This window comes from Micromonospora sp. NPDC049047 (assembly GCF_040649135.1).
Classification (GTDB): domain Bacteria; phylum Actinomycetota; class Actinomycetes; order Mycobacteriales; family Micromonosporaceae; genus Micromonospora.
Window position 1 is genome coordinate 14,665 of sequence record NZ_JBEZEY010000034.1, and the last position, 24,675, is coordinate 39,339.

The 24,675-nt window shown below is 71.2% G+C and carries 22 protein-coding genes; 16 read left to right on the top strand and 6 right to left on the bottom strand.

All coding sequences use genetic code 11. The features are described 5' to 3' along the window. Window positions 1-196 precede the first annotated feature (196 nt). From AB0B86_RS32300 to AB0B86_RS32315, 4 genes are all read left to right on the top strand, one after another. Window positions 197-304, top strand: a complete 108-nt coding sequence (locus AB0B86_RS32300) for a DUF397 domain-containing protein (RefSeq protein ID WP_357407261.1) — start codon at window positions 197-199, stop codon at window positions 302-304. Window positions 305-316: 12 nt separating this feature from the next. Then, window positions 317-1,018, top strand: coding sequence for a VOC family protein (locus tag AB0B86_RS32305; protein ID WP_357420453.1), 702 nt, complete (start codon window positions 317-319; stop codon window positions 1,016-1,018). A gap of 183 nt (window positions 1,019-1,201) precedes the next feature. After that, window positions 1,202-1,633, top strand: a complete 432-nt coding sequence (locus tag AB0B86_RS32310) for a hypothetical protein (RefSeq protein ID WP_357407265.1) — start codon at window positions 1,202-1,204, stop codon at window positions 1,631-1,633. Window positions 1,634-1,680: 47 nt separating this feature from the next. Further along, window positions 1,681-1,956 carry a hypothetical protein gene (locus AB0B86_RS32315; protein WP_357407267.1) on the top strand — a complete coding sequence of 92 codons (276 nt, stop codon included), beginning with the start codon at window positions 1,681-1,683 and terminating at the stop codon, window positions 1,954-1,956. 22 nt (window positions 1,957-1,978) lie between these two features. Here the strand turns inward: AB0B86_RS32315 and AB0B86_RS32320 are convergent, their stop codons facing one another. The 3 genes from AB0B86_RS32320 to AB0B86_RS32330 form a co-directional block, all read right to left on the bottom strand. Beyond that, window positions 1,979-2,764 (bottom strand): L,D-transpeptidase family protein, encoded by a 786-nt coding sequence (locus AB0B86_RS32320; protein WP_357420455.1) that lies wholly within the window; start codon window positions 2,762-2,764, stop codon window positions 1,979-1,981. A gap of 350 nt (window positions 2,765-3,114) precedes the next feature. After that, window positions 3,115-3,825 carry an HAD family hydrolase gene (locus AB0B86_RS32325; protein ID WP_357407271.1) on the bottom strand — a complete coding sequence of 237 codons (711 nt, stop codon included), beginning with the start codon at window positions 3,823-3,825 and terminating at the stop codon, window positions 3,115-3,117. A 113-nt stretch (window positions 3,826-3,938) separates the two neighbouring features. Then, window positions 3,939-4,568: a TetR/AcrR family transcriptional regulator gene (locus tag AB0B86_RS32330; protein WP_357407273.1), complete on the bottom strand. Its 630-nt coding sequence runs from the start codon at window positions 4,566-4,568 to the stop codon at window positions 3,939-3,941. Window positions 4,569-4,912: 344 nt separating this feature from the next. Between AB0B86_RS32330 and AB0B86_RS32335 the strand changes: the two genes are divergently transcribed. Both AB0B86_RS32335 and AB0B86_RS32340 read left to right on the top strand, forming a co-directional pair. Next, the gene (locus tag AB0B86_RS32335; protein WP_357407275.1) at window positions 4,913-6,115 is read left to right on the top strand and encodes a low temperature requirement protein A; all 1,203 of its coding nucleotides are present in this window, start codon (window positions 4,913-4,915) and stop codon (window positions 6,113-6,115) included. Window positions 6,116-6,193: 78 nt separating this feature from the next. Next, on the top strand, window positions 6,194-6,688 hold the full coding sequence (locus tag AB0B86_RS32340) for an N-acetyltransferase (protein ID WP_357407277.1): 495 nt from the start codon (window positions 6,194-6,196) through the stop codon (window positions 6,686-6,688). A gap of 5 nt (window positions 6,689-6,693) precedes the next feature. Here the strand turns inward: AB0B86_RS32340 and AB0B86_RS32345 are convergent, their stop codons facing one another. Both AB0B86_RS32345 and AB0B86_RS32350 read right to left on the bottom strand, forming a co-directional pair. Continuing rightward, window positions 6,694-7,161, bottom strand: coding sequence for a hypothetical protein (locus AB0B86_RS32345; protein WP_357407279.1), 468 nt, complete (start codon window positions 7,159-7,161; stop codon window positions 6,694-6,696). Window positions 7,162-7,237: 76 nt separating this feature from the next. Further along, complete coding sequence (locus AB0B86_RS32350; protein WP_357407281.1) at window positions 7,238-8,038, bottom strand: hypothetical protein; 801 nt, start codon at window positions 8,036-8,038, stop codon at window positions 7,238-7,240. A 100-nt stretch (window positions 8,039-8,138) separates the two neighbouring features. On the opposite strand from AB0B86_RS32350, the gene AB0B86_RS32355 reads away from it, so the two are divergent. Beyond that, window positions 8,139-8,795: an HAD family hydrolase gene (locus AB0B86_RS32355; protein ID WP_357407283.1), complete on the top strand. Its 657-nt coding sequence runs from the start codon at window positions 8,139-8,141 to the stop codon at window positions 8,793-8,795. Between the two features lie 166 nt (window positions 8,796-8,961). Here AB0B86_RS32355 and AB0B86_RS32360 read toward each other — a convergent pair whose 3' ends face one another. Next, window positions 8,962-11,667 (bottom strand): glucosidase, encoded by a 2,706-nt coding sequence (locus tag AB0B86_RS32360; RefSeq protein WP_357407285.1) that lies wholly within the window; start codon window positions 11,665-11,667, stop codon window positions 8,962-8,964. Between the two features lie 42 nt (window positions 11,668-11,709). Here AB0B86_RS32360 and AB0B86_RS32365 point away from each other — a divergent pair, with 42 nt between their 5' ends. The 9 genes from AB0B86_RS32365 (at window position 11,710) to AB0B86_RS32405 (ending at window position 24,675) form a co-directional block, all read left to right on the top strand. After that, on the top strand, window positions 11,710-13,653 hold the full coding sequence (locus tag AB0B86_RS32365; protein WP_357420458.1) for an amylo-alpha-1,6-glucosidase: 1,944 nt from the start codon (window positions 11,710-11,712) through the stop codon (window positions 13,651-13,653). A gap of 138 nt (window positions 13,654-13,791) precedes the next feature. Beyond that, window positions 13,792-15,126 carry a glycosyltransferase family 4 protein gene (locus AB0B86_RS32370; RefSeq protein ID WP_357407289.1) on the top strand — a complete coding sequence of 445 codons (1,335 nt, stop codon included), beginning with the start codon at window positions 13,792-13,794 and terminating at the stop codon, window positions 15,124-15,126. A 62-nt stretch (window positions 15,127-15,188) separates the two neighbouring features. Further along, window positions 15,189-17,105: a protein kinase gene (locus AB0B86_RS32375; protein ID WP_357420460.1), complete on the top strand. Its 1,917-nt coding sequence runs from the start codon at window positions 15,189-15,191 to the stop codon at window positions 17,103-17,105. A gap of 119 nt (window positions 17,106-17,224) precedes the next feature. Then, window positions 17,225-18,856, top strand: a complete 1,632-nt coding sequence (locus tag AB0B86_RS32380; protein WP_357407293.1) for a serine/threonine-protein kinase — start codon at window positions 17,225-17,227, stop codon at window positions 18,854-18,856. A gap of 103 nt (window positions 18,857-18,959) precedes the next feature. Beyond that, a complete protein-coding gene (locus AB0B86_RS32385; RefSeq protein ID WP_357407295.1) occupies window positions 18,960-19,769 on the top strand; it encodes a metal-dependent hydrolase in 810 nt (269 codons plus the stop codon). Further along, window positions 19,766-20,674 (top strand): amidohydrolase family protein, encoded by a 909-nt coding sequence (locus tag AB0B86_RS32390; protein ID WP_357420463.1) that lies wholly within the window; start codon window positions 19,766-19,768, stop codon window positions 20,672-20,674. Before AB0B86_RS32385 ends, AB0B86_RS32390 begins: the two co-directional genes overlap by 4 nt. 550 nt (window positions 20,675-21,224) lie before the next feature. Further along, a complete protein-coding gene (locus AB0B86_RS32395; protein ID WP_357407361.1) occupies window positions 21,225-22,256 on the top strand; it encodes a LacI family DNA-binding transcriptional regulator in 1,032 nt (343 codons plus the stop codon). 78 nt (window positions 22,257-22,334) lie between these two features. Continuing rightward, on the top strand, window positions 22,335-23,639 hold the full coding sequence (locus AB0B86_RS32400; RefSeq protein ID WP_357407299.1) for an extracellular solute-binding protein: 1,305 nt from the start codon (window positions 22,335-22,337) through the stop codon (window positions 23,637-23,639). Window positions 23,640-23,706: 67 nt separating this feature from the next. Next, window positions 23,707-24,675, top strand: coding sequence for a sugar ABC transporter permease (locus AB0B86_RS32405; RefSeq protein ID WP_357407301.1), 969 nt, complete (start codon window positions 23,707-23,709; stop codon window positions 24,673-24,675).

A 24,675-nucleotide genomic window follows, 5' to 3' on the forward strand; every position in this document is an offset into this window, starting at 1 on the left:
GTACGAGCGTCACCTGCGTGGTGGCAGCGACCGAGGCGCTGACCATGGCGACCGGCAAGGACCTGGCGCTGCTGCACCGGACGACAGGGCGATGCACCGACCGACGTCGCTAAGCTGGCGAAGACGTGGGAGATCGTGCGGAACGCGGCGTTCCCCGCCGGCAGTCAACCGAGCTGATCAAGGGAGTGGCGAAGTCATGGACATGCTGACCCCACAGTGGCGCAAGTCGACCCGGTCCGGCGACACCCTGCGTGTCGATCCGGCGGCCTGGAAGGCTTTCGTCGGTTCGGCCAAGCAGCACTGACCCGGCCGACACATGATCGCGCGCTTCAAGGATCTCTGTCTGGACGCCGCCGACCCACTCGCCCTCGGCGGTTTCTGGGCCCGGATGCTCGACGCCGACGTGGCCGACGCCGGCGACGACGACACCCGGGTCGACCCCCGCTCCGCACGCTCACCTGCCGAATCGATCTGGGTGAACAAGGTGCCCGAGCCACGGGTCGGCAAGACCCGCGTACACCTGGATCTGCGGTTGGCCGACGCGGACCCGGCGGCGCTGCTCGCAGCCGGCGCCCGGCTGGTCCGCGAACCGGCCGGCGCGGCGACCTGGTGGGTGCTCGTCGACCCGGAGGGCAACGAGTTCTGCGCGTTCCCGGCTCGCGAGGGCGCCCGGCCGGGCCCGTTCGAGCTGGTCGTCGACTCGGCCGACCCGCTCGCGCAGGCGACCTGGTGGGCCGGCGTGGTCGGCGGCACCGTCGAGGACGAGTCAAGCCACGCGGGGATCAGCGGCGCGGCCGGCTTCCCCTGGGACTACTGGGTCTTCGTCGGGGTGCCCGAGCCCAAGACGGTCAAGAACCGGCTGCACTGGGACGTCGACCTGGTCGACCCGGAGCCCACCGCGCTCATCGACGCGGGCGCGACCCTGTTGCGGGAGCCACACCCCCAGGCCCGCTGGTGGGTGCTTGCCGACCCGGAGGGCAACGAGTTCTGCGCCTTTCCGCCGCACCCCATCGGGTAACTGGCCGACTACCGGGGGCGGGCGCCGTCGGCTAGCGTTTTCCTCACGCCGCAGCCAGGGCGCTCGCCGCCGCCGTCGACACGCCTCCGGCCGACCCCTGCCTGCCCGATCGGTTGGTAATCGCGGGAACGTCCCACCGCCGCTCCCCCGGTTCGGCAGGATCGTCCCAACGAGGAGGTGCTCGTGCAGGACACCCGCGCTCTCGCCCTGACGTTCGAGGTGAGCGGCCTGCCACCGGTCAAGACCGAAGCGTTGTCCATCTTCGCCGCCGGGCATCGGCAGGCGACGAGGGTCCGCACCCTGCTCCAGGCCGCCCTGGCGGCGGCTCAGCGCACCGGCTGGACGCCGTTGCCCGGGCCGATCGAGGTGGAGCTGGTCCTGCGATGCCCGCCCGGGCACCGCACGGCCGACGCCAGCACCCTGCTCGGCGGCGTCTGCGCCGTGTTGCAGGACAAGAAGCGGGTGTCGTCAATCGGCCTCACCCACCTCGGTGTGCTGGTGGACGTCGCGCTCTACCACGACGACCGGCAGATCCGCCGATTGTCGTACCAGGAGAAGCCGGGCGAGGACTTCTCGTACCAGGTGCGGGTCGCCGCCGTGCCGGACGGGGTTTGACCGACGATCGCGGTGGGGTATCGCGGACGCCGATGAAGGGAGCACCGATGTCGGAGCCACATGTCACGCTCGACCCACGCGGGCTCGACCCGGTCCAGCAGAAGCTACGGGGCCCGCTGGAAGAGCAGTTGACCTCGGCGCTTCAGGCGGCCACCGACCGGGTCCGCGCCGGCTACGGCGGCGAACCGGTCGAGCAGGTCTGCCAGCGACTGTTGGAGGAGACCCGCTCCGGGTTGCATCCCGACATCGCCGCCGGGTTCAACCCGGACATGGACGAGTTCTGTCGGGTGGCGGTCGCGATCGTCCGGGGCGAGACCTCCTGAGGCCGGGCCCGCACGACGCTGGTCAATATCGGTCAAGCTGCGCGTACGGGCTGAGCACGATGCGCGGCGAGAGTGCCGGGTCCAGCCAGTTGAGCACGCCGACCAGGTGGTCGTGGGCGAGCGAGACGCAGCCGGCGGTGGCGTTGCCGGCGCTGACCCGGAACTGGTGCAGGAAGATGCCGCTGCCCGCGTTGGGGATCGGGGTCGGCACGTTCGGCGGCATGTTGTAGGTGATCACCGCGAAGTGCGTGTACGAGGGGGTCTCCTGCCACAGCGCCTCGCTGGCCCCACCCGGGCTGGTCGAGCTGTGCTGGAAGGTGTTGTAGCGCGGGGAGGACGGGTTCTCGTTCCACCAGTCGCCGCTGACCAACTGGTGATAGGGGTAGCGCACTCCCGGGTTGGCGGCGATGCCGTACATGGTGGGGCCGATCGAGTAGACACCGGTGGGGGTGGTCGGCACGCCCTCCACGTGGTTGTCGCTGAAACCCCTGGAGCCGAGGCGGGCCGGCAACGCGGCCGACGCCGGCTGCCAGCGGTCCCGGATCCGCACGTACGCCTCAAGGGTGGCGTACGTGGTGGTGTAGCTGTCGGCGCCGACGACGAGCACCTGCCGAGTCTGTGTCGGCAGGGTGGTCAACCGGGCGGCCAGGTTACGGCGCGGGGTGCTCGGTCCGCTGCGGCGGGGCGGCGGCGTGGCAGCCTCGGGCGGCCTCGGCCGGGTCGCGCCGAGCGCGGGCGTCGTCGGGGCGAACAGGACAGGTGCCGCCAGAGCCGCGGCAGCGCCAGACAGGAGTGCTCGGCGGTTCATCCCGTCATCCTCACAGTCCAACCGGCGCGCGGTCTGCCCGGCTCGCCGGTGGCGGGGTCGATCCGTGGCCGGGTCAGGGCCGGGTCCGCAACTACCCGGTCCTGACCCGCTGCCGTCCGGATGGGAGCGGACAGCTCCGGCACTCAGCTCCACGGTGCCAGCCGCCGAACACCGGCGCGCACCCCCGGCAGACACCCCGAATGCCGTGAGCGCCGAGCCAGGTTAGGCCGAGCCGGACCGGGCGGACAAGCAGTGCCGGGCGACCGACGGCGTGCCTGAGCCCAGTGTGAAAATCAGACAAGTCTCCGTAACGCGACCATGATCGCTGACGCTGTTGGCTTTCGGAACGCTCAGAAGTGCCGCACCAGGTCGCGGAACGCGGCGAGCCGCAACACCCCGGCGTCGGTGGGGTCCAGTTCGTCGTGCTCCAACACCCAGGTGTTCTCGTTCGGGATGAAGACCGCGTTCAACCCGGCCGCGCGGGCCGGCAGGATGTCCGACTTCGGGGAGTTGCCGATCATCCAGGCCCGGGGCGGATCAAGGCGGTGTTCCCGGACCAGCCACCGGTACGTCTCGACGTCCTTCTCGGCGACGATGTGCGCGGCCCGGAAGTGGTGCAGCAGCCCGCAGGCGTCCAACTTGCGCTGCTGATCCGCCTTGTCCCCCTTGGTGAGCAGCAGCAGCTCGTGCCGGCCGGCCAGCTCGTCGAGCGCGTCGGCCACCCCGGGCATCAGCTCCACCTGGTGCTCGACGAGAGCGACTGCCAGACGCTCGATCTCCTGACGCTCGGCGTCGGTGGCCGGCCGTTCGCGCAGCCGCTCCAGGCACTCCGCGAGACTGCGCAGGAAGACCTTGCTGCCGTACCCGTGCGCCACCGTGTTGGCCCGCTCGATGTCGTCGAGGATCAGCCGGATCTCGGTGCGGTCCAGGGTGGGGTGGTCGAGCCACTCAAGGAAGTCGTCGATCACCCGCTCGAAGACGACGTTGTTCTCCCACAACGTGTCGTCCGCATCGAAGATCAGCACCTGCGCCTGCCGCCGCGCCACCGCACCGTCCGTCATACCGTCTCCCCTCCCCCGTGACGTCACCCGCCGGGTCGAAGGGACAGGATAGGCGGGAGATCGGCGACGGGGGGCCGGCCGACCGCGAGCGCACGGACTGACCGCACCGTCGGTCACGGCCAGCGCAGCATCTGCTGAGCGATCAACACCTCGCGTTCCTCCTGCCCCTCGGGGCGGAGCCGACCACCCCGGGTGAGCATCACCACGCCGTGCAACAGACTCCAACCCACCTCGGCGAGGGTGTCCGGGTCGCGCCCCTCGGCCAACGGGGTCAGCGCCGCGCGCAGCTCGGCGAAGACCGCCCGCGGCGCGGCCGGGACGCCATCGACGCCGAGGGCCAGGTCGGGGGTCAGCGCGAGCATCGCGTCATAGACCTCCGGATTGGTGTACGCGAAGTCGAGGTACGCGGTCGCGACCGCCGGCCAGGCCCCCTCGGGGCTGCCTGTTGCCTCCGCGTGCGCCTCCGCCAGATCGGCGGCCAGATCGGCGAAGGCGCAGACGGCCACGGCGGCGAGGAGTGCGTCAAGATCCGGGAAGTGCCGGTAGAGGTCCCCGACGTCAACGTCGGCCCGCTCGGCGAGCCGCCGGGTGCTCACCCCCGCCCAGCCCTCCGCCTCGGCCAGCTCGCGCGCCACGGTGACGATGAGGTCACGCCGGTCCCGTTCGGTGGCCTGCTCGCCAGATCCGGGCACACAGAGGTCACGCCGGTCCTGTTCGGTGGCGTTCTCGGCAGGTCCGGGCACGCAGTTGAGCGTAAGGGCGGACACCGAGCGCAGCCGGCTGGTGACGGATTGGCGACTGTTTGGGCCGGTCAGACCAGCAATGCCAGCCGGCCTACGGGGGGGCGCCGGCAGGTTCGGCGGCCAGGGAAACAGCGGCGTCGCCGCCCGGAGCTGGGCACCCTCGCCGCGCCTGTTGCGAGCCCGCGTTCTCGGTGTGGTCGCCGCATGACCTTACAACCGTCGTAAGGCGAACAGGTCAGCTTCTCCGCCCCACGTGCCACCGCCAACCGTCAGTCGTTAGGTGAGGAGATCACCACGACGGGAGGGCACGTGGTCGTTGCACGGCACCGGCCCGTGGCGGACGGATGAGCGACCGGCGCGCCGAAGGGCTGGTGCGCAGCGCCGCCAGCCGGCAACGAGCGACGTTCCTGGAACTCTTCCTCGACCTGGTCTTCGTCTTCGCCCTCACCCGGATCTCGGCCCGGGTGATCAGCGACTTCACCGACGGCCAGCGGGGCGTGTACGCGGGCCTCGGTCAGGCCCTGCTGCTGTTCCTGGCGCTCTGGGCGGTCTGGTCGCTGACTGCCTGGTCGACCAGCTGGCTCGACCCGGAGGCGCCGATCGTCCAGATCGTCATCGTGATGACAGTGGTCGGCGCCATGACGATGGCGGTCGCGGTCCCCGACGGCTTCGGCGCGCGGGCACCCCTGTTCGCCATCACCTACGTGAGCCTGCAGATCGGCCGGGTGATCTACTTCCACCTCGCCGCGCACGGCCGACCGGACCCCCGGCAATCCATCCGGGTGCTGTTCTGGCTCGGCATGAGCGCGCCACTCTGGGTCATCGGTGCCCTGGCCGCCGAAGGAAACGTCCGAGGGCCACTCTGGACCGCCGCGGTGCTGATCGACTACACCGGCCTGTTCCTCGGCTGGCCGACACCGCGACTCGGCGCGCGACGGCTCGGCGTCCAGGCCATCGCGGCCGAGCACCTGGCCGAGCGGTACCAACAGTTCCTGCTCATCGCCCTCGGTGAGGCGATCTTCGTCATCGGGCTGGCGTTCAGCGGCAGCGAGTTCCACGCCGACCAGACGGGCGGCTTCCTGCTCGCCATGGCGAGCACCGTCCTGCTGTGGCGGATCTACTTCCACGTCGCGGGAGGACTGCTGGACGCCGCCATCGGCCACTCCCGCGACGCCGCCCGGCTCGCCACCGACATGGCCTTCACCCACCTGATCATGATCGCGGGAATCGTACTGACCGGCGTCGGCTTCGAACTGGTCATCACCGAACCACTCCGGCACCTCTCGGCGGCCTGGCTCATCGCCATCCTCGGTGGCCCGGCGCTCTTCCTCGCCGGCCGGGCGGCCCTGGAATACCAGGTCTTCGCCCGGGTCTCCCCATCGCGCACGGCCGGCCTGCTGACCCTCGGCCTGCTGGTGCCGGTGGCACCGCACCTCAACCCGCTCATCGCCAGCGCCGCCACCGCCGTGGTACTGCTCGCCGTGGTCGGCGCGGACTCCCGACGGTCACGTCGGCGCGCGCCGGAAATGCCCACCCCGCCTTACTAGACAGGTAGTTCAGCGCACCGCCGCCGGTCGTCGTGGCCAGTCCTGGAGGCAAGAGGCAAGAGGCCTAGGGTCTGGCGTGTGATCACCGTACGCCGGGCGACCATCGACGATGCCCGGGAACTGGTGCGGCTGCGCGGGGTGCTGCTTACCGCCATGGACGGGCGGGCGCCGGAGCCCGGCCCGTGGCAGGACGAAGCCCTGCGGGCGCTGCGGCGACACCTCACGGATCCGGAGGGTTCGCTGGCGGCATACGTGGTCGACAAGCCAGACGTGCCCGACGAGCTGGCGGCGTGCGTGGTCGGCGTCGTCGAGCACCGACTCGGCGGACCGATCAACCCCAGCGGTGCGACCGGGTACGTCTTCAACGTCGCCACCGACCCCGACCATCGCCGCCGCGGTTACGCCCGAGCCTGCCTGGAGGCCCTGCTGGCCTGGTATCACGACCGTGGGGTGACGGTGATCGAGTTGAAGGCCAGCGAGGACGGGGAGTCGATCTACCGCGCCCTGGGTTTCGCACCCACGGCCGCCCGGACGCTGCGACTGGTCATGAATCATGAGCCACCTCGCCCCTGAGCGGGTCAGGGCTCGCTGATCGTCTTGATGCCGTGCGTCCGGAGCAGCGCGGGCATCGGGTCGGCGAGGTGTGCGCGTGTCGGTCGCCAGATGCGTGCCACGGTGACGGACGCATTGGGTCCGGGTACGTCGTAGGGGCCGCCGCGGGGATACACCACCAGGGAACTCCCCCACATTCCGGAATTCTGCCAGCCCATCCGCTCGATCTCCGGCCACGCGTACGAGCGCCGCAAGCCGCCCCGATCGCGCACCAGCAGACCGGTGTCGTCAGCCAACACCGCGTTGCGCCGTTGGAGGAACGCGAGAACTATCGACACGGCGCCGAGCAGCAACCCGCCCCAGCTGACCCAGTCGAGCAGCACCGCGCCGACGATCAGCCCGATCAGGACCGCAGCCGGCACCGCGACGGCGGGCCAGACCCGGGACTGCCCGAGTACGAGCACCTCACCCACCGGCTCGGCCGACTCCCCCATGGACGTTCACGATAGTGAATGGTCGACACGTTCGGCGCCGTCGGCGCAGCGCCAGGAAACGTGGGCGGAGCACGCTTCAGCGGGCTACCGGCAAGGGCAGACAGAGGCCGAGTTCGCCGCCCTGGGGCACGTACGAACGGAACGACGGCTGGAGGGCCCGGCCGCAGATCGAGCACCAGTCGTCCAACTCGCCGACCGCGCTGAGCCTGTCGAGCACGCCGGACAACCCAGCTCTCGCTCGGGAGAAGCACCGCAGCACCCAGTGGTCCGTCCCCGCCGGCCAGCCGCGGAGCGAGAGGTGTGCGGCCACCTCGCCGTCGTACCACCAACGGTCGGCCGGGCCGGTGGCCTCGGGCACCTCGGGGACACCGGTCACTGTGACCGTCGGCGGGACCAGGGTCTCGGTCTCGTAGGTGAGCGTGACGTGCGGCCAGAGCCGCACCTCCGCCAGCAGCGCGTGCTTCTCCAGCCGCTGCTGCACGGCACTGTCGATCAGCCGGTACGGCCACTCACCCGGGGCCATGGCGGTCCGCCCGTCGAGCAGGACATCGACACCCCAGGTCCAGTCCCCGTCGACGGCTGCCGGGAACATCCACCCGTGTTCGGCGGTCCAGCGGAAGTACGCCTCACCGTCCAGGCCGTACTCCATGTGGTTGCCGTTGGTCCTGAGCCGGTAGGCGAGCCCGCCGTACCGCTGCTCGAACGCGACGGCGACCGCGACAAGCTCGTCGGGCACCACGGCCAGCGGCCCGTCCGGTCCGTCCGCGCTCGCCAACCGCCGGACTTGCTCGACCGGGGTGCTCGGCCACCGCTGCCCGTGCGCGGCGAGGAAGCGGGCCACCCTCGCCGACAGGGCCGGATCGTCAAGGACATGCACCGGCACACGGTACGACGTGAGTGCCATTCCCTCGCCCCCTGTCCACAGGCGACAAGCGGCTACGCTGCACCGACATCACGACCGTGACCCGGGGGGCGCAGTGATCAAGGCGGTTTTCTTCGACGTCGGTGGCACGATCCTCGACGAGTCCCGCGAGTTCGCGACCTGGGCCGACTGGTTCGGTGTGCCCCGGCACACGCTCTCGGCCGTCCTGGGCGCGGTGATCGCCAGAGGGCTTGATTATCAGGAGACGTTCCGGGCCTTCCGGCCCGACTTCGACCTGGACGCCGAGCTTGAGCGGCGGGCCGCCGCGGGCCAGGCCGAGTCGTTCGGCGAGGAGGATCTCTACCCGGACGCCCGGCAGTGCCTGATCTCCCTCAAGGAACAGGGCCTGCTCCTGGGCCTGGCCGGCAACCAGCCGGCGCACGCCGAGGCGTCCCTTCGCGCCCTCGACCTCCCCGTGGACGTGATCGGCACGTCGCACGGGTGGGGAGTGGCGAAGCCGTCGCCCGCCTTCTTCGAGCAGGTCGTCAGCGCCGGCGGCGGCGACCCGTCGACGATCCTGTACGTCGGCGACCGGCCCGACAACGACGTACGCCCGGCCCAGGAGCTCGGCATGCCGACGTGCCTGATCCGGCGCGGCCCGTGGGGTCACATCCTCGACCTTCCCGACGTGGCCGCGCAGTGCCTCTTCCGCATCGACTCGCTCGACGAGCTGCCGAGCCTGGTCGCCAGCCACAACGCCGCGTGCGGTTAGCGCAGCCCGCTGCGCGCTGCGCGCATGATCGTGCTCGATCGAGGATGTGGTGGCCTCCGGACGCAAGGACACCACCACAACATGGATCGAGCACGATCATGGCCGCGGCGGCCCCGGACTACGCGCGGCGCGGACACGGCGCACCGCGCCGCGCCGGGGTGGGTGGTCAGCGGCGCAGGGTGAGGATCAGGTCGGCCACCAGGGCGGTCCAGCCGGTCTGGTGCCAGGCGCCCAGACCGGCCCCGTTGTCGCCGTGGAAGTACTCGGGAAAGGCGATCAGGTCGCGCCAGTCCGGGTGGGTCTGGAACATCTGCGCGGCACCGTAGATCGGCCGCCGACCCCAGTCGTCCTGGGTGAAGAGCGAGATCAGCCGGGCGGAGAGGTCGTCGGCGATCTCGTCGAGTGTGTGCTTCACCCCGGAGCGGGTCGGATATTCCACCTGGAGGTCGTCGCCGAAGAACGCCGCGTAGTCGCGGAGCGCACTGATCAGCAGGAAGTTCGTCGGCATCCAGATCGGGCCACGCCAGTTCGAGTTGCCGCCGAACAGACCGCTTGTCGACTCGGCCGGCTCGTAGCCGACGGAGAACTCCTGCCCGCCGAGGGTGACCGAGAACGGCTTGTCCAGGTGCGCGCGGGACAGCGTCCGCAGGCCGAAGTCGGAGAGGAACTCGTCGGAGTCCAACATCCGGGCGAGCAGTCGGACCACCTGCTCCGGCCCGACCATGGACAGCAGCCGCTGCTGCCGGCCGTCCGGGCCCAGCCGGCGCACGCCGATCACCTGGGCGTACTCCGGTCGGTTGGTGAGGAACCAGCGCAACCGCGCGCCCAACTCCGGGATGCGGTGCAGGGTCTTCGCGGTGAGCCGGGTGGTCGCGGCCAACGGCAGCAGACCGACGACGGAACGGACCTTCAACGGCACCTTCGTGCCGTCGGCGAGGCGCAGCACGTCGTAGAAGAAGGCGTCCTCGTCGTCCCACAACCCCTGCTCGTACGCGGCGGCGGCGATGTAGGCGAAGTGTTCGAAGAACTTGGTGGCGGTGTCCACCCAGGTCCGGTCGTGCTCGGCCAGCACGATCGCCATGTCCAGCATGTTCAGCGCGTACATCGCCATCCAGCCGGTGCCGTCGGACTGCTCCAGCACACCGGCCACCGGCAGCGCCGCCGAGCGGTCGAACGGCCCGACGTTGTCCAGCCCGAGGAAGCCGCCCTCGAAGACGTTGTTGCCGCCGGTGTCCTTGCGGTTGACCCACCAGGTGAAGTTGAGCAGCAGCTTGTGCATCACCCGGCCCAGGAACTCGTAGTCCTGACCGCCGTCGATCTCGAACACCTTCAGCGCCGCCCACGCGTGCACCGGCGGGTTCACGTCACCGAACGCCCACTCGTACGCCGGGATCTGCCCGTTGGGATGCAGGTACCACTCGCGGAGCAGGAGCAGCAGTTGCTCCTTGGCGAAGCCCGGGTCGACCCGGGCGATGCTCACGCAGTGGAAGGCCAGGTCCCAGGCCGCGTACCAGGGATACTCCCAGGGGTCGGGCATGGAGATGACGTCGAAGCTGGTCATGTGCCACCAGGCGCTGTTGCGCCCGTGCCGACGCCCGGCCGGCGGTGTCGAGCCGGGGTCGCCTTCGAGCCAGCGTTTGACGTCGAAGTGATAGAACTGCTTGCCCCACATCAGCCCGGCGATGGCCTGCCGGGCGACGAGCGCCTCGTCGGCGGTGGCCGCCGGCGGGATCACCCCGGCGAAGAACCTGTTCGCCTCGGCCCGCCGCGCCCACACCACCGCCTCGAAGCCGTCGCTGAGGTCGGCCGGCGGGGGCGGCGCGGCGGCCGGCGGTGACGCGGTACGGGTCAGCCGCAGCCGGATCTGACGCTGCCCGCCGGCCGGCACGTCGAGCACGTAGTGCAGCGCGCCCTTGGTGCCCTCCCGGTCGGGGTTGACAGTGGCCGCGCCGTTGACGACGTGGTCGTTGATGCCGTCCTTGGGATATTTCGAGCGGCCGGGCAGGCCCCAGAGCCGTTCGGCGTTCGTGTCGTTGTCGCAGAGCAGCGGCACCGGCCCGCCGTCGCCCTCGAGCAGCAGTTGGCCGAGCACCCGGTGCTCGCCGACGAGCCGGGTGCCCTGGCCGGTCAACCGGGGGATCCGGTCACCGCCGGGCAGGCCCCAGGCCCAGGTGTTGCGGAACCACAGGGTGGGCAGCACGTGCAGGGTCTCCGCCCGGTCGGCCCGGTTGGTGACCGTCACCACGATGCACAGGTCGGTGGGGGACGCCTTGGCGTAGTCGACTGTCACCGCCCAGTACCTGTCGTCGTCGAAGATTCCGGTGTCGACAAGCTCGTACTCGGTGTCGTCGCGGCCGCGCAACGCGTTCACCGCGACGAGTTCGTCGTACGGGAAGGCGGCCTGCGGGTAGTGGTAACGCCAGCGCATCCAGGAATGGGTGGGCGTGGAGTCCTCGTACCACCAGTATTCCTTGACGTCCTCGCCGTGGTTGCCGCTGTCGCCGCCGAGGCCGAACATCCGTTCCTTCAGGATCGGATCCCTGCCGTTCCACAGCGCGAGAGCGAAGGCGAACGTCTGTCGTTCGTCGCAGACGCCGGCCATCCCGTCTTCATTCCACCGGTAGGCTCTGGACCGCGCGTGGTCGTGCGGGAAGTAGTCCCAGGCCGTACCGTGCTCGCTGTAGTCCTCCCGTACCGTCCCCCACGCCCGTTCGGACAGATAGGGACCCCATGCGCGCCAGTCCTGCTCCCCCGAGTCGGCCTGGGCGAGCCGGAGCCGCTCAGCGTCGGGTGGCGAGGCGTCGGAGGACGATCGGTCAGTGATCACGTACACATCCTTGACGCCGTCTCCGTACTTGACCACAGCAGCCATTGTCGTCGTGGCGTGTTACACCTTGCCGCCGGTGGAGGAAAGTTGATCGACATTCACTTCGGTCCGCAGGTCTGCGGCGATCTGACCAGCGCGGCCAGCCGGGAGTGGCTGGTGCCCGACGGTGTCGGCGGATATGCGATGGGCACCGTCGCCGGGCTGCGGACCCGCCGCTACCACGGTCTGCTCGTGGTCCCCGGCGAAACCCCGGCCTCCCGCCAGGTGGGACTGGTAAGTCTGGATCCGGCGGTCACCCTGCCGTCCGGGGCGCGGGTGCGGCTCGGCGCGCACGAGTGGGCCTCAGGTGACGTGGACCCACGCGGCTTCGAGCTGTTGGAGCGCTTCGACCTCATCGACGGGCTGCCCCGCTGGCGGTGGCGGATCGGCGCGGTGGTGATCGAACGGGAGGTGGCCATGCTGCCCGGCCGCTCCTGCGTGGCGGTGGTGCACCGGCTGGTCGCCGGCGGGCCGGTCCGGCTGGAGTTGTCGGCCGCCTGCACCTGGCGGGACGCGCACGGCGAGCGGCGGGCCGACGGCCCGACCCCGCAGGTCGAGGCGGTCGCCGACGGCGCGGTGGTCGAGGGCGCGTACCGGCTGGCCGGGCCGGGCTGGACGCCCGAGGGGCAGTGGTGGCTGGGCGTGCACCACCGCGAGGAGGCCAACCGGGGCCTACACCCGGACGAGGACCTCTGGTACGCGGGCCGCTTCTCCGGAGAGTTGGAACGCCCCGGTGACACGGTGTCGGTGCGGGCCTGGGCCGGCCAGCTCGACCTGGAGCCGGGGCCGGCCGAGGAGATCGTGGCGACGGCCCGGCGGCGCAACCGGCAGGTGGTGGCGACGGCGAAGCCGGCCGACGACGTCGAGGCCACCCTGGCGCTGGCCGCCGACGCGTTCGTGGTGCGCACCAACGACGCGCCGGCGGACGTGGTGGCTGGCTACCCCTGGTTCGGGGCCTGGTCGCGGGACACCATGATCTCGTACGAGGGGTTGTTCCTCTGCACCAATCGCGCCGACCTGGGCAAGGCGCTACTGCGGTCCTACGCGGCGACGCTGTCCGAGGGGATGCTCGCCAACACCGCCGACACCGGTCGGGTGGAGTACAACACCGTCGACGGCACGCTGTGGTTCCTGCACGCGGTGAGCCGGCACGTCACCGTCACCGGCGACACCGACCTCGGCGACGAGTTGCTGCCCGCCCTGCGCGCGGTGATCGACGCCCACGTCGCCGGCACCCGCTACGGCATCGCCGTCGACCCGGCCGACGGGCTGCTCACCCAGGGCGCCCCGGGCACCGCGCTGACCTGGATGGATGCCCGGGTGTACGGGGTGCCGGTCACCCCGCGTACCGGCAAACCGGTCGAGGTCAACGCGTTGTGGATCAACGGGTTGGCCGGGCTCGCCGAGCTGACCGAGTTGGCCGGGCACGACGCGCACGAGCTGTGGCGACGGCACGGGCAGGCGACCGCCTCGTTCCGGGAGCGTTTCCCGGCGCCGACCGGGTGGCTGCACGACGTGCTTGACGCGCCCGCGCCGGCGTACCCCCTCGGGGGTGCGGCCCTGCACGACGACGACGCGTTGCGGCCCAATCAGCTGCTGGCCTGGTCGCTGCCGTTCGCGCCGCTGGAGCCGGACGAGGCGACGCTGCGCCGCGTCGCGGACGGGCTGCTCACCCCGCTCGGGCCCCGCAGCCTCGCCCCCGACTCGACGGAGTTCGTGGGCCGGCACCGGGGTGGCCCCGCCGAACGCGACGGGGGCTACCACCAGGGCACCGTGTGGCCGTGGCTGCTCGGCCCGTACGTCGACGCCGCCCGCCGGAGGAAGATGTCAGTCGATGACGCGTTCGTTGGGATTGAGTCACATCTGACCGAATATGGATTAGGCTCGGTAAGCGAGACGGCCGACGGCCTCGCGCCGCACGCCGCGACCGGCTGCCCCTTTCAGGCGTGGTCGGTGGCCGAGCTGCTGCGGGTGCGCCGAAAGGGCCAGTAGCGCTTTACACGACCGCAACGGCGGTGTCGCCGCCGGTTATCTCGATCGCGGCAGGATTGGCCCCGATCCAGACGCGACGGCGACATCGACTTCCGGTGTCGGTCGGCGCGCGCCCGGGGACAACTCAAAGGGGGCCGCATGTCACCCGACGCCCACGTGATCGACATTCACCCCGCCCGGCACCTGCGGGTGCTGATGCTGTCGTGGGAGTACCCGCCGGTGCTCGTCGGCGGCCTCGGCCGCCACGTGCACGCACTCTCCGTCGCCCTCGCCGCCGCCGGCCACGAGGTCACCGTCGTCACCCGCCACACCGACGGCGCACCCATGGAGGAGTACGCCGACGGTGTCCGCATCCTGCGCGCCGCCGAGGACCCCGTCACCTTCCCCCTCGCCACCAACTCCCTGCTGGCCTGGACCATGGCCTTCAACCACACCCTCACCCGCACCGCCCTACGCGCCACCCAAGCCGGCGCCTACGACGTCATCCACGCCCACGACTGGCTCGTCGCCCACACCGCCATGACACTGCGCGACCACCTCGACCTACCCCTGGTCACCACCATCCACGCCACCGAGGCCGGACGGCACCAGGGCTGGCTGCCCGAGGAGATGAACCGCACCATCCACGGCGTCGAACAATGGCTCAGCACCGAATCCGGTCGGGTGATCGTCTGCTCCGGGTACATGCGTGAGCAGGTGAAGGCCCTGTTCGACATCCCGGCCAGCCAGGTCGACGTGGTGCCCAACGGGGTCGACGGCCGGGCCTGGCGGGCGCGTCCGCGTGCGGTCGCGTCGGCCCGGGCCCGGTTCGCCGCGGACGGCCCGCTGATCGGGTACGCCGGCCGGTTGGTCTACGAGAAGGGCGTGCAGCACCTGGTGCACGCGGTGCCCCGGCTGCGCGAGCAGCACCAGGGCCTGCGTGTGGTGATCGCCGGTGACGGCCCGTACCGGTCCGAGCTCGAAGACCAGGCCCGCCGGCTGGCGCTCTGCTCGACCGTCCGGTTCACCGGGTTCCTCGACTCCACCCAGCTGCCGGCGATGCTCGGCGCCACCGACGCGACGGTGGTGCCCAGCCTCTACGAGCCGTTCGGCATGGTGGCGCTCGAGGCGGCCGCCGCCGGGGCGCCACTGGCGGTGGCCCGCACCGGCGGCCTCGCCGAGATCGTGGAGTCCGGCGTAACCGGGGTGACCTTCCCGCACAGCGACCCGGATGCGCTCGCCGGCGCGGTGGGCCAACTGCTCGACGACGAGATCTTCGCCCGGCGGGTGGCCCGCCGGGCCCGCACCATGGTGGGCGAACAGTACGGCTGGGCCACGATCGCCGCCCGCACGGCCGCGAGCTACGCCGCGGCCCGCCGGGAGCACGACCCGCTCCAGGCCCGGCGGGCCTCCGCCCGACTGGCCGGCGGACGTGCCCGGATTGCCATACCGGAGGGCAATCTGCTGGCACGCGTCGACCACGCCGCCTGCTGAGCCAAGTCGGACTACCGATAGGTGACTCCCGATCCGCTGGTTAGGGTGTAGCCCGGACAGCGGTGGAGGAGGAGCGTGCGCAGGTGCTGATCGCCGGTCGGTACCGGCTACTCGACCTGGTGGGGCGCGGGGGCATGGGTCGGGTGTGGCTGGCCCGCGACGAGATGCTGCACCGCGACGTCGCGGTCAAGGAGATCGTGCCGCCGACCTGGCTGGGAGACCACGAGCGGGACGAACTGCGCTCGCGCACCCTGCGGGAGGCGCGGGCCGCGGCCCGGCTCAACCATCCCGCAGTGGTCCGGCTCTACGACGTCATCCCGGTCGACGGCAGCCCGTGGATCGTGATGGAGTACGTCCCGTCCCGCACGCTGCAGGACGTGGTGGACGCCGAGGGGCCGCTGGAGCCGAGCCGCGCCGCCCGGGTCGGCCTGGCCGTCCTCGACGCGCTGCACGCCGCGCACGCCGCCGGGGTGCTGCACCGCGACATCAAACCGCAGAACGTGCTGGTGGCGCACGACGGGCGGGTGATGCTCACCGACTTCGGGCTGGCCACCTTCGACGGCGGTGACGGCGTGACGACCCGCCCCGGCATGGTCCTCGGCTCCCCGCAGTACGTCGCCCCGGAGCGGGCCGCCGAGGGAGCGTCCACTGTCGCCGCCGACCTGTGGTCCCTCGGGGCGACCCTGCACGCAGCGGTGGAGGGCCGCTCCCCGTACGCCCGCAGCACCGCAATGGCCACCCTGAGCGCGCTGGCCGCCGGACCGCCGGACCCGGCCCCGCACGCCGGAGTGCTCGCGCCGGTCCTCGCGGGGCTGCTGCGCCGTGACCCGCGCGACCGCCTCGACCACGACGCGGCCCGCCGGTTGCTGGTCAGGGCCGCGACCGGCCGCACCGACCCACCCCCGGCCGGCTCGGCAGCGACGTCGGCGGCGTCGTCGTCGGTGGCGTCGGCCGGGTCGGTGGCGTCGGGCGCGTCGGCGGCGGAGCCGACGTCAGCTGCGTCGGCCGCGTCGGCGGCGGAGCCGACGTCAGCTGCGTCGGCCGCGTCAGCGGCGGAGCCGACGTCGGCCGCGTCGGGTACGGAGCTGGCGTCGGCACGGCCGGCGGGTGCCTCGGCGGCGGGCCGGCTCGGCCCGGCCGCGGGCGCACCGCCGGCCGGTACCGACGAGCTGGCCGAACAGGAGCCGACAATTGCGCTGCCCGCGGCCGGTGGGGCCGCCGCACCAGGTGAGCCGGCTGCGACGCTTTCCGGCTCGAACGGGCGGCGCTCGACGAGACGGGTCGCGCTTGTCGCCGTGTCACTGCTGGTGGCCGTGGCCGCCGGTGTCGGCACCGCGCTGGCCGTCACCGCTGACCAGCCCACCGACACCGCGAGCGGACCCACCGACCCACCCCCGCGCGCCCGGTGGGACGGCGGCCGGGACGGTCCCGGCCCGGACCGTCACCAACCGCCACCCGGCGGGCGCGGCGTGGCCCCGCCACCGTTCGCCTGCGTTCGACCGGACATTGGCGGTGCCCCGGTGTCGGCCGGTGCGCCGGCTCCCGGCGAACGATTCCGCCCGCCGTCCGGCTGGGTCTGGCACGCCGACACCGCCGGTTTCCGGGTTTCCGTGCCGGCGACCTGGTACTACTCCCGCGACGGGGTGGTGGCCTGTTTCCAGGACCCGGCGACCGGCCGGGCGTTCAGCGTCGGCGCGGGTGGCACCGCCGATCCGTTGGCCGGGCTGCGGGCGGTCCGTGACGCGGCGGCCCGCGCCGGGGCACTGCCGGCGTACGACGAGATCCGACTCTCCGCGAGCGACGGTGGCGCCGAGTGGGAGTGCCGCTGGCGGACTCCGGACGGGCCCATGCTCCACGCCCGACAACTCGTCGTCGGCGCCGGCCCGTGGACGCTGGGTTGGATCACCGACGACGGGGACTGGGCGGCAGCCGACGCCGACTGGGCAGTGGTGCGAGAAAGTTTCCGACCACCCCGCTGACCTGCACCGTATGGCCATGATCCCGACCACCGTCCGGCGTGGATCGAGGCCGCTCAGCGGATGAGAATGCGGCCGACGGTGGCTATCGTGTAACACGGGGTGACCGAGGGGGAGCGACCGTGCATCAGTTGCTGATCGCGGGTCGGTACCGGCTGCTCGACCTGGTCGGCACCGGCGGGATGGGTCGGGTGTGGCTTGCTCGCGACGAGATGCTGCACCGCGACGTCGCGGTGAAGGAGGTCGTGCCGCCGTCCTGGCTGTCCGAGGCCGAGCGCGAGGAGTCGCGACTGCGCACGCTGCGCGAGGCGCGCACCGCCGCCCGGCTCAGTCACCCCAATGTGGTCCGGATCTACGACGTGGTGCACGACCGGGAGAGCCCCTGGATCGTGATGGAGTACGTGCCGTCCCGGTCGGTGCAGCAGATCATCAGCGCCGAGGGGCCGCTGAGCCCGCAGCGCACCGCCCAGATCGGCTTGGCGGTGCTCGCCGCGCTGCGGGCCGCGCACGCCGCCGGGGTGCTGCACCGCGACGTGAAACCGCACAACGTGCTGGTCGCCGACGACGGGCGGGTGGTGCTCACCGACTTCGGGCTGGCCACCTTCGACGGCGGCGAGGGTGCCATGACCGGGCCGGGCACGGTGCTCGGCTCGCCGCAGTTCGTCGCGCCGGAGCGGGCCCGCGAGGGGGTGTCCGATCCGCGCACCGACCTGTGGTCGCTGGGCGCGACGCTCTACGCGACGGTCGAGGGGCAGTCACCGTACGCCCGGTCCAGCGCGATGGCGACCCTCAGCGCGCTGGCCACCGACCCGCCGGACCCGATGCGCCGCGCCGGTCCGTTGCGCCCCGCGCTCACCGGCCTGCTGCAACGCGACCCCTGGCGGCGGCTGACCGCGACCGAGGTGGAACCGCTGCTGCGCAGCGCCGCCGCGGGCCACGAGCAGCCGGTCGACCCGATGCCGTCCTCGGCGGTGAGCGCGGTACGCAGCGCGAGCCGGGCCCTGCGGCCCGAACCGGTCGACCCGCCGGGCCCACCCGGCGACGCACCGACGCGGACCCGCGCGCCGGGTACCCGGCCCGGCCGGCGTCGTCTGATCGTCCTCGGCGGCGCGGTCACCGCCCTGCTCGTCGCCGCGGGGGTGACGCTGGCACTTGTCGACCGCACCGTCGAGCGGACACCACCGTCGGGGTCCGGAGGGGGCGCGCCGACCGCCCGACCGGCCGCGTTCGCCTGCGCGGCACCACCGCCGCCGCCACCGTCGGCCACTCCGGTGGTCGCGATGTCGCGCCCGGCGGACGCGCCCTACCGACTGCGCGAGGGCTGGACGTGGCACGACGACCCGACCGGGTTTCGGATCGCCGCGCCGGTGGGCTGGACACGCTGGACCGAGGGGGCGGTGACCTGCTTCCGGGAGCAGGGGGGCGCCCGGGTACTCAGTGTCGAGGCAGGGCCGGCGCGGGCCGACCCGGTGGCGTACCTGAAGGCGGAGGAGGCGCGGCTCACCACCGGCGACGCGCTGCTGACCGGCTACGTCGGGGTGGACATCTCCGCGATGGACATCTTCAGGGGCGGCGCGGTCTGGGAGTGCGGTTGGCGCAACGCCGCCGGCGATCAGCTACACAGTTTCCGGTTGCTGGCCAACACCTCGGCCACGCGTTCCTACACCGTCTCGTGGTTGACAAAAGAGTTCGACTGGCAGGTCAACGCGGCATACTTGCCGATGATCCGGCAGAGCTTCACGCCCGCGATGTGACCCGGTCCGATGTGGACCTTCCGGGTGATGCCCCTGCGGCACCGGCGCTGACTACAGTGGCGTAGTTTTGGGCGCTCAAGATCCCTGGGGAGGGTGAGCCGAGATGATGGGACCGCAACACGCGCTGTCCGGCGCGGCGGCGTGGTTGGCCGGGTCCTGGGCACTGGACCAGTTCGCCGACTATCACCAGTCGCCACTCGCGTTGGCGGTGGGCACCGCGGTGTGTGCGGGCGGGGCACTCTTTCCCGACCTCGACATGTCGGGCAAGGTGACGAAGAACCAGGGTGGAGCCACGGTAGCCCGCACCTTCGGCGTCTTCTCGCTCTTCGCCGCCGAGGTGATGGAGAAGATCTCACTCGGGGTCTACTACGCCACGAAGCTCAGCAAGGACCCCCGTCGCAACAACGGACACCGGACGCTCACCCACACCCTGCCGTTCACCGTGCTCGTCGGCTGGGGCACCACCGCGCTCTGCGCGGCGTACGGCAAGTGGGCGGTCATCACCATCCTGTTCTTCATGTTCGGCCTCGCGCTGCGCGGGCTGTTCGACGAGTGGGCCGAACGCGCCGGGTGGGTCATCATCACCCTCGCGTCGGCCGGGGCCGCCTGGTTCACCTATGCGAACCTGCCGGGTGGTCGCGGCTATCCGCTCATCGGGACGGCCCTGGGCGTTGGCTGCTTCGTGCACATCCTCGGTGACATGATCACCCGAGCGGGTGTGCCGATCCTCTGGCCGATCCCGATCAAGCGGCGGATGTGGATGATGATCGGCCTACCGAACAAGATCGCCCTGCGGGTCGGCAGCAAGGCCGAGGTGGTCGGGATGCGCATCGCACTGACAATCGTCTCCGCGCTCGCCACCATCGGCCTGATCGCGCCCTCGGTGCTGAGCCGGTTCGACATCGAGGTATGACCGATCCAGCTCTCGCGTCACCGCCAGCGGCCGACGACGAGGTGCCGGCGTTCTGGCGCGCGCTGGGGCTCCCCGGGCTGGCCGACGTACACGTGCACTTCCTGCCCCCACGGCTGATGCGCCGGGTCTGGGCGTACTTCGACGCGGCCGGGCCGCTGGTCGGCACCGAGTGGCCGATCAGGTACCGGTGGAGCGACGCCGACCGGGTCGCGCACCTGCGCCGGCTGGGAGTCGTGGCATTCAGCGCCCTGGCGTACGCCCACCGGCCGGGCATGGCAGTCGAACTCAACCGCTGGACACTTGAATTCGCCCGCGACACCCCCGGCTGCCTGCCCTCGGCCACCTTCTTCCCCGAGGCGGACGCCCCCAGCTACGTGGCGGCGGCACTGGCCGGCGGCGCCCGGGTCTTCAAGGTGCACATCCAGGTCGGCAACTTCGCGCCGACCGACCCGGCGTTGGACCAGGTGTGGGGGATGCTGTCCGACGCGGGCGTACCGGTGGTCGTACACGCCGGGCACGCCCCGGTCGGGATCGCACACACCGGCCCCGACCCGTTCGCCGCCCTGCTCGCCCGCCACCCTCGGCTGCCCGCGGTGGTGGCACACCTCGGCGCCCCCGACTACCGGGAGTTCCTGGACCTCAGCGAGACGTACGAACAGGTCCGGCTGGACACCACAATGGCGTTCACGCCGTTTCTCGACAGGTTCGCCCCCTTCCCCAGAGCCGAGCTGCCCCGGCTGCGCGAGTTGGGGCTGGCCGGCAAAGTGCTCCTCGGCAGCGACTTTCCCAACATCCCCTACCCGTACGCCGACCAACTGACCGGACTGGCCCGCCTGGACCTGGGCGACGACTGGCTCCGCGCAGTCTGCTGGAACAACGCCGCCGCCCTCTTCGGCCTCCCCTGACGCCCCCGCACTCGCCCCCCATCCCACACGCCCCCGCCCAGGAGCCCCCGCTCAACGAGGCCAAGCCATCCCGCGCCCCCCGCGCCCCGCGCCCCGCGCCCCGCGCCCCGCGCCCCGCGCCCAAGATCGTGCTCGATCCCGGATCCAGTGGCCTCCAGAACGACAGAGGGAACTACATCCAGCATCGAGCGCGATCTTGAACCGCGAGGCCCGCAGATCACGTCCACACCCACACCCACACCCACACCCACACCCACACCCACACCCACACCCACACCCACCTCAAGATCGTGCTCGATCCTGGATGCAGTGGCATCCGAAAAGACAGAGGGAACTACATCCAGGATCAAGCGCGATCTTGAACCGCGAGGCGCGAGGCGCGAGGCGCGAGGCGCGAGGCGCGAGGCGCGAGGCGAATTCTTTTCGACATCCGCTATTGACGTCGCCGTAACAGGTGGCCTAGCGTCCTGTCGAACCGCTTCGACGAAGCGTTTCGACGAAGCTGTGGACGCGGTCCCGCCGCCGGCCAGAGGAGGTACGCGTGGCAACCATGCACGACGTCGCCCGCCTCGCGCAGGTCTCGGTGAGCACCGTCTCGTACGTGCTCACCGGCGCCCGGCCGATCTCCCAGGCCACCCGGGACAAGGTGCTCGCCGCGATGGCGGAGTTGCAGTACCAACCCAACGCGATGGCCCGTGGCCTGGCCAGCCGGCGCAGTCGGATCCTCGGCCTGCTGATGCCGATGGACGAGCGCGGCCTCGGCGCCACCGAAACGGCCTTCGTCACCGGCGCCGCCTCGGCGGCCAGCGCGGCCGGCTACCACCTGGTGCTCTCGCCGGTCGGCGGTGGCGACCTGGACGACCTGCGGCGGCTGGCCACCCAGCGGATGCTCGACGGCGTCGTGCTGATGGAGGTTCAGCTCGCCGACGAGCGGGTCACCGTGCTCCAGGAGGCCGGCGTACCGCTCGTGTTGATCGGTCGGACGGGCGACACCAGCGCGCTCTCCTACGTCGACATCGACTTCGACCAGACCGTCCGGGAGGCCGTCGCACACCTGGTTGGTCTCGGGCACCGGCGGATCGTCTACGTCAACCACTCGGCCGCGACGGTGGCCAGCGGGTACGGGCCGGCGCTGCGGACCCGGGACGCCTTCGTCGCGGCGATGACCGGGCACGGCCTCGACCCCGTGATGATCACGGCGGAGGACAGCGCCGCCGGCGGTCGTGCCGCCCTGGCCGACGCGTTCGCGCGGGCCCCGGAGCTGACCGCCGTGCTGGCCATGAACGAGACCGCGATCTTCGGCATTCTCGGCGAGCTGACCGGCCGGGGGTTGTCGGTGCCCGACGACGTCTCCGTCGTTTCGATGGTCACCTCGCCGCAGGTGGCCGAACTGGCGACCCCGGCGCTGACCGCGATGACGTCACCCGGTTCGACACTGGGTCGGATCGCGATCGAGGCGCTGGTGCGTCACCTGGATGGCGCCGGTAATCGGCTGCACCAGCAACTGCTGCCGTGCTCGCTGGAGATCCGGGGTTCGACGGCCGCGCCACGAAGCCGCCAACCCATGGGGGCTGACAGGTAGGAACGGCCCGCCGCCGCGCGGCAACGCGACGACGGGCCTCGTGAAGTACCGGCTAGATACTCAACGAGGAGGATGGTAATGCAACGATTCCGCCGGATCGTCGCCGCGCTCGCCCTGGCGGCGACCGCGACGACCACCCTGGCCGCCTGCGGCGGTGGCGACAACGGTGACGACAGTGACGCCAAGGTCCTCAAGCTCTGGCACTACGAGAGCGAGAACAGTGCCATGGGGGTCGGCTGGAACCGGGCCATCGAGATCTTCAAGGACGAGCACCCGGGCGTCGAGGTGCGCTTCGAGCGTAAGGCGTTCGAGCAGATCCAGCAGAACGCCGGCATGATCATCAACTCGTCCGAGGGCCCGGACATCATGGAGTACAACAAGGGCAACGCCACCGCCGGCCTGCTCTCCACCCAGGGCCTGCTCTCCGACCTGAGCGCGGAGGCCGACAAGCGCGGCTGGGCCGGCAAGCTCAGCCCCAGCCTGCAGACCACCGCCCGGTACAGCGACAAGGGTGTGATGGGCTCGGGCAAGTGGTTCGGTGTGCCGAACTACGGCGAGTACGTCACTGTCTACTACAACAAGGACCTGTTCCAGAGCAACGGCGTCAAGGTCCCGACCACCCTGGCGGAGATGACCGCCGCGATGGACACCTTCGTCGGCAAGGGCATCACCCCGCTGGGCATGGCCGGTGCCGAGTACCCGGCCGGGCAGCTCTTCTACCAGCTCGCCCTCTCCAAGGGCGACCGGCAGTTCGTCGACAACTACCAGCTCTACAAGAACCCTGTCGACTTCAAGGCCGGCCCGCTCAAGTACGGCGCGGAGACCTTCGCCCAGTGGGTGCAGAAGGGCTACGTCGCGAAGAACTCGGCAAGCCTCAAGGCCGAGGACATGGGCACCGCCTTCATCGGCGGCAAGGTTCCGATGATCGTCTCGGGTAGCTGGTGGTACGGCCGGTTCAAGACCGAGATGAAGGCCAACTGGGACACCTTCCTCTTCCCCGGCAACACCCTGCAGGCCGGCTCCTCCGGCAACCTCTGGGTGGTGCCGGAGAACAGCAAGGCCAAGAGCCTGGCGTACGACTTCATCGACATCACGCTGCGTCCGGAGATCCAGGACCTGATCGGCAACAACGGTGGTGTCCCGATCGCCGCGGACGCGTCGAAGATCAGCGACCCGAAGGACCGCAAGCTGATCGAGGACTTCAACACCGTGAGCAAGCAGGACGGGCTCGCCTTCTACCCGGACTGGCCGGTGCCCGGCTACTACGACGTGCTGGTCTCCGGCTTCCAGGCCCTGATCAACGGCTCCAAGTCGCCCGACCAGGTCCTCGACACGATCGCCAAGCCGTACGCCGACGGCGTCAAGGAGATCACCGGCAAGTGACACGGCGAGCGGCGGGCGCGACCGGCACGACCGGCGCGCCCGCCCGCCCCGCCGGGAAGGATCTTCCATGGCAGTCTCCGAGACCGTCGCCGCCACACCACCGGCCGCGACGCCCACCCCGCCCGCGCCCCGCCGCGGACGCCGCGGCCGCAACGCGGCGTACTGGCTCTACCTGCTCCCCGGAGTGGTGCTCTTCATCCTGGTCATCGGCGTTCCGCTGGTGGGCACCCTCTACCTGTCGCTCACCAAGTGGTCCGGCATCGGCGACCCCCGGTGGGTCGGCCTGGACAACTACCGGCAACTCTTCCAGGACGACGTGTTCTGGGCGTCGTTCCGCAACACCGTCTGGATGATCGTCGCGATGGTGGTGGTGCCCACAGTGCTCGGGCTGCTGCTCGCCGCGGTGCTCTTCGACGTCATCGGTCGCCGGTTCAAGCCGCGCACCGCCGCCGCGCTGCGGGCCGCGTTCTACCTCCCGCAGGTGCTGCCCGTCGTGGTGGCCGGCATCGTCTGGGGCTGGATCCTGCGCCCCGACGGGGCGTTCAACAGTCTGCTCGACGCGGTAGGTCTCGGCGCGCTGCGCCACGACTGGCTCGGTGACCCGGGCACCGCCCTGCCGGCCGTGATGGCGGTGATGATCTGGGTGCAGATCGGCTACCCGGTGGTCGTCTTCATGGCCGCGCTCCAGCGGGTCGACCCCGAGTTGTACGAGGCGGCCGAGGTCGACGGCGCGAACTGGCTGCACCGGTTCCGGGCGATCACCCTCCCGCAGATCCGGCCGGAGACGTTCGTGGTGGCGCTCACCTGCACCATCGCCGCGCTGAAGGTGTTCGGGCCGATCTTCGCCCTGACCCGGGGCGGCCCGGACAACGCGACAAACGTGCCGAGCTACTTCGCGTACTACACGTTCTTCAAGAAGTTGCAGGTCGGCTACGGCTCCGCGATCTCCACGGTGCTGACCCTGATCATCGTCGTGGTGGCAGTGGTCTTCATCTGGATGCAGGCGCGCAGCGAACGCCGGGACCGGGGGATCTGA

Excerpts from the sequence above, each read along its gene's own strand:
- AB0B86_RS32305 (WP_357420453.1), top strand. The coding sequence starts at position 317 with ATGATCGCGCGCTTCAAGGATCTCTGTCTGGACGCCGCCGACCCACTC.
- AB0B86_RS32395 (WP_357407361.1), top strand. The coding sequence starts at position 21,225 with ATGCACGACGTCGCCCGCCTCGCGCAGGTCTCGGTGAGCACCGTCTCG.
- AB0B86_RS32325 (WP_357407271.1), bottom strand. The coding sequence starts at position 3,825 with ATGACGGACGGTGCGGTGGCGCGGCGGCAGGCGCAGGTGCTGATCTTC.
- AB0B86_RS32315 (WP_357407267.1), top strand. The coding sequence starts at position 1,681 with ATGTCGGAGCCACATGTCACGCTCGACCCACGCGGGCTCGACCCGGTC.
- AB0B86_RS32390 (WP_357420463.1), top strand. The coding sequence starts at position 19,766 with ATGACCGATCCAGCTCTCGCGTCACCGCCAGCGGCCGACGACGAGGTG.
- AB0B86_RS32400 (WP_357407299.1), top strand. The coding sequence starts at position 22,335 with ATGCAACGATTCCGCCGGATCGTCGCCGCGCTCGCCCTGGCGGCGACC.
- AB0B86_RS32360 (WP_357407285.1), bottom strand. The coding sequence starts at position 11,667 with ATGGCTGCTGTGGTCAAGTACGGAGACGGCGTCAAGGATGTGTACGTG.
- AB0B86_RS32370 (WP_357407289.1), top strand. The coding sequence starts at position 13,792 with ATGTCACCCGACGCCCACGTGATCGACATTCACCCCGCCCGGCACCTG.
- AB0B86_RS32300 (WP_357407261.1), top strand. The coding sequence starts at position 197 with ATGGACATGCTGACCCCACAGTGGCGCAAGTCGACCCGGTCCGGCGAC.
- AB0B86_RS32320 (WP_357420455.1), bottom strand. The coding sequence starts at position 2,764 with ATGAACCGCCGAGCACTCCTGTCTGGCGCTGCCGCGGCTCTGGCGGCA.
- AB0B86_RS32345 (WP_357407279.1), bottom strand. The coding sequence starts at position 7,161 with ATGGGGGAGTCGGCCGAGCCGGTGGGTGAGGTGCTCGTACTCGGGCAG.
- AB0B86_RS32385 (WP_357407295.1), top strand. The coding sequence starts at position 18,960 with ATGATGGGACCGCAACACGCGCTGTCCGGCGCGGCGGCGTGGTTGGCC.
- AB0B86_RS32405 (WP_357407301.1), top strand. The coding sequence starts at position 23,707 with ATGGCAGTCTCCGAGACCGTCGCCGCCACACCACCGGCCGCGACGCCC.
- AB0B86_RS32335 (WP_357407275.1), top strand. The coding sequence starts at position 4,913 with ATGAGCGACCGGCGCGCCGAAGGGCTGGTGCGCAGCGCCGCCAGCCGG.